Source organism: Sutterella sp. (genome assembly GCF_030539355.1).
In the GTDB taxonomy this organism is placed as follows: Bacteria; Pseudomonadota; Gammaproteobacteria; order Burkholderiales; family Burkholderiaceae_F; genus Sutterella.
The window spans coordinates 1-3,916 of record NZ_JAUNSF010000163.1 but is presented as its reverse complement, the minus strand read 5'-3'; the positions used below and the strand labels follow the sequence as shown (position 1 = coordinate 3,916).

The following is a 3,916-nucleotide window of genomic DNA, read 5'->3' as shown; positions in this document are numbered from 1 at the left end:
GAGATTTAATTTCCGGGGCGCATCCATTTGCGCGGTGTTTTTGAATTTCGCGGCAGCTCGTTGCTGCCCGATGTGCTTCGCAGTTTAGGCACGGAAAAAGAGAAATGCAAGAGCTTTGAGGAACTCGCTAGGATGATGTCGAATCCATAAAAATCAATGTATTGAGAGATTTTGCGCTATTCCTCGGAAGGAATTCCGCGTTGTTCCGAAAAGGGATGGCGGCCGCTCTTCCAAAAAGGAAAAACGGCGTTCTTCGTTATCCGGAGAACGGGGCTGTTCACAATAGGAATAACGCCATTCTTCCCTCGGGGGAAAACGCTTCAATAACATTGTCGGGTATCTCCGGCGCACGGGGTGACACCGCCCCGGGCGCCCTCCCCGTCCCGCGGGAATCCTTCTGCGGCAGGGCTTTCCGGGCGGTCCCGGGGTGACGTGCAGCTGCCCGCCGGATCTCCCGGGCGCCCGCCCCCGACCGCCGCCCGGCGGCTGCTCCGGGGCCTCAGCCTCCCTGGACCGCCCCCGGGACCACCTTCCTTCCGGACCGTTTTCGTTTTCCGGAAGAACGCTTTTAGGCACTTTTCCTTAGGTGAGGCGAAGCCTTCGAGGGCTGTTCCCGGAGACTCCAACGGCCTGAAAGCGTTTTTTCGATGTGACACATGAAAATAACGTGAATGCGGTATACCGTAAACAGGGTAAATGCCTCGGAAAGGCCGGTTTCCCATGCCCGGAGGCCGTCCGGAGTTCGCCGTCACACCCGAATGGCCTTCCCCGGACAGGAAAAATCCCCGCCGGGCTGACCCTGACGGGGATTCATGGGTAATCTGATTCAGAAGCCTCAGGCGGCGTACTTCTCGAGCACCCCGGCCACCGCCTCCTTCGGGAGCGCGTGCACCGAAACGGGGGGCTTGGGTTCGTCGGTCATGTCGCAGAGGTGCTTCTGGTACCAGGTCACCGTGTGCCACTGGCCGTTCTTCCAGCCCGAGAGCCTGTACTCGCCCACCTTGTCGAAGCCGAGCTTCGCGTGCAGGCTGTCCGAGGGCGGGTTCGGGGAGGTGACGCACCCGAAGACAGAGCGGATGCCCATCAGCTTGAGGATATCCATGAGGGCGTTGTAGAGCCGGAGGCCGAGTCCCTGTCCGATGGCGGAGCGCTTCAGATAGATCGAGAGCTCGACATTCCACTGGTAGGCCGCGCGCTCCATGTGGCGGTGCGCATAGGCGTAGCCGAGCGGGTTCCCCTCGTCATCCTCGGCCACGATGTACGGGTAGAAGGAGGACATGTTGAGGAGGCGGCCCGCGAACTCCTCCACGCTCGGAAGGGTGTATTCAAAGGTGATCGCCGTGTCGATGTACTCGGCGTAGATGTTCAGCAACGCCGGGGCATCCGAGGGACTGGCAAGGCGAAAGTGCATGGGTGACAAGCTCCATCTGGGGATCGGGGAGAGGCATATTAGTGTAGTCGGGGCGGGCCTGGGGGCGCCTCGGCGATTTCACTCATACGGACGCAAGACTGCCGCGGCGGGGGTGTGTTGCTTATGCGCAATGGCCCGGAAAGGAAATTTTTGCGGACTTCCCGGCCGGCCCTCCCTTCCCCGAAGCAAACACCGTTCCCGATGCGGTATTGTGTTTCCCTGAAGCACCCGCCGGCCCCCGGCTCCCTCACCGACGCGGCTGCGACACGTCTTTTTCGGATAACTGCTCATCCCTTTCCCCATATGCCGAGTTCACCGAAGAGCCGATCGCCTAAATCCTCCGGAAGCCCTGCGCGACAGGGAAAGAGCCGGAAGAAGAAGACGCCGTCGGAGACCCTGCCTCTTGAGGAGGCCCTCAAGCAGGAGGCGCTCGAGCGCTTCATGCGCGGCGAGAGCGTCGGGGAGGTGACGCACGCCCTGCAGTTGTCCGAAAGACTCGTTTCGAAGTGGCATGAAGCCTGGCAGCGCGGCGATCTTCTTCCTCCGGCGGCGGTCCCCGCTGATCTCTCCCTCTTTTGACGTAGTTCTCATTCGCACGCGTACGTAGTAAAGTTACCGCCCTGCGACTGTTATTTACTCACCCCTACGTCTCCCCTTTCCGATGCCTGACGCGCCTGAACAGAACCTCTTTGACTCGCCCGAACTCTTTTCCGAGGAGAAGAGCGCCGTGCCTGTCGATGCGCCGGAGGCGGAGGAATCCGCCCCCGAGGGCGAGACCGGGGCCGCGACGCCTCCGAGCCCCGAGCAGCGCGCGGCCGTGATCGCCGCCATCAATCAGATGATCCGCCGCTTCGACCTCTCGCGCAGCGACTTCCGCTTCCCGCCGGAGCCCGTGGTGAGCGGGCAGCGCAAGCGGCTCGGCGCCACCTACGTCAGCCCCTATGACGAACGCATGGTCTGGAACGGTCTCGGCCGCAGGCCCTGGTGGTTCCACAGGGCGCTCGCGGAAGGCTACACGGCCGAGATGATGCGCGTTCAGTAAGGCGCACCGCTCCTCTCCAGGCCGCACATCTCTCAGAGCCGGCAGGCCGGTGACATCGTTCATGTCACGGGCGGCCGGCTTTTTTGCTTCCCTGCTCTCCCGCCGCCCTCTTCTCCTGCTTCCGACGCCTAAGGAGACTCTCCTAAGCCTGTCGAACTAAGGGATAACCCTTGGTTTGCGACTCAGGTCGCATGCAACAGCGTTTCCTTTTCGCACAATGGGGCGCATTCCGGCAGACCACTGGAATAAGAAGAAAAGCTTCAAAGGAGAAGAATCATGAAACTCAATCGTCGCGCATTCCTCGGCAGCGCCGCCGCCGCGGCCACCGTCACCATGGCCCCGATGGGCGTCGCCGAAGCCGCCGTCGTCGAGAAGAAGACCGACCTCGTTATCGTGGGCGGCGGTCTCGCCGGCCTCGCCGCGGGCTACGCCGCCGTGAAGAAGGGCCTGAAGCCCGTGATCCTCGAGAAGGAGGCTTTCCTCGGCGGCGCCGGCCTCTTCCCCGAGGGCTCGCTCGGCGTCGGCACGCGCTACCAGAAGGAGCACGGCATCAAGACGACCGTCCAGCAGGTGCTCGACGCCGCTCTGCAGTTCCATCACTATCGCGCCGACCCGTCCGTGCTGCGCGTGCTGATCAGCGAGTCGAAGGACACGATCGACGAGATCATGGACATGGGCGTCGAGCTCCGCGGCATCCGCACGATGTACGGTCCCGAGGAGTCCCTCATGACCTGGCACCTCTTCAAGGGCGGCACGGCCGAGGTCGTCACCCGCTTTGTGAAGGCGATCGAGGCCGCGGGCGGCGAGATCCGCAAGCAGACCTCCGCCACCAAGCTCATCATCGAGCGCGGCTGCGTCGCCGGGGTGGAGGCGAAGGACCCGAAGGGCACGGTGATCGTCCGCGCCCGCAAGGTGATCATCGCCACAGGCGGCTTCGCCGCGAACCGCGAGATGCTCGCGCAGTACGTCTTTGACTCGTCCGCGCTCGGCATGGTCGAGCCGATCTGGCTCCGCGGCCCGGTCGTCGACGGCCGCACGGGCGACGGCATCAACATGGCCCGCCTCGTGGGCGCCGGCGTCGCCGGCATGCACGCCGTCGCCGGCAACGCCCCGTACCTCCCGGACGTCCCGCCGATCAACCAGTTCTCGGGCCCCGATGAACTCAAGCAGGGCCGTTGCGCCCTCGCCCAGCCCTGGCTCTGGGTTGACCACACGGGCCGCCGCTTCTTCAACGAGTCCCGCGGCTCGGTGTTCGTGGACGTCTACAACGCCATGACAAGCGCGGGCGGCGTCTCCTACACGATCTTCGACCAGGCGAAAATGGACCGCATGATCAACCAGGGCGCCGTGCTTCCCTTCAACGCCATCGTGCTTGCGGGCGTGCCCCTCAAGGCGCTCCCGAAGACCTGGGAGATCGGCATGGAGCGCGGCTGGGCCTTCAAGGCCGACACGATCGAGGAGCT

3 protein-coding genes are annotated in these 3,916 nt (G+C 63.6%); 2 read left to right on the top strand and 1 reads right to left on the bottom strand.

From position 1 onward, the window contains the following. Positions 1-835: 835 nt before the first annotated feature. A complete protein-coding gene (locus Q4F91_RS13040) occupies positions 836-1,411 on the bottom strand; it encodes a GNAT family N-acetyltransferase (protein WP_303338165.1) in 576 nt (191 codons plus the stop codon). Positions 1,412-2,072: 661 nt separating this feature from the next. Between Q4F91_RS13040 and Q4F91_RS13035 the strand changes: the two genes are divergently transcribed. Together Q4F91_RS13035 and Q4F91_RS13030 are read left to right on the top strand one after the other, a co-directional pair. Beyond that, positions 2,073-2,453 (top strand): H-NS family nucleoid-associated regulatory protein, encoded by a 381-nt coding sequence (locus tag Q4F91_RS13035; RefSeq protein ID WP_303338164.1) that lies wholly within the window; start codon positions 2,073-2,075, stop codon positions 2,451-2,453. Between the two features lie 276 nt (positions 2,454-2,729). Beyond that, positions 2,730-3,916 (top strand): FAD-dependent oxidoreductase (locus Q4F91_RS13030; protein WP_303338163.1); only part of this gene is annotated, 1,187 nt, incomplete at its 3' end.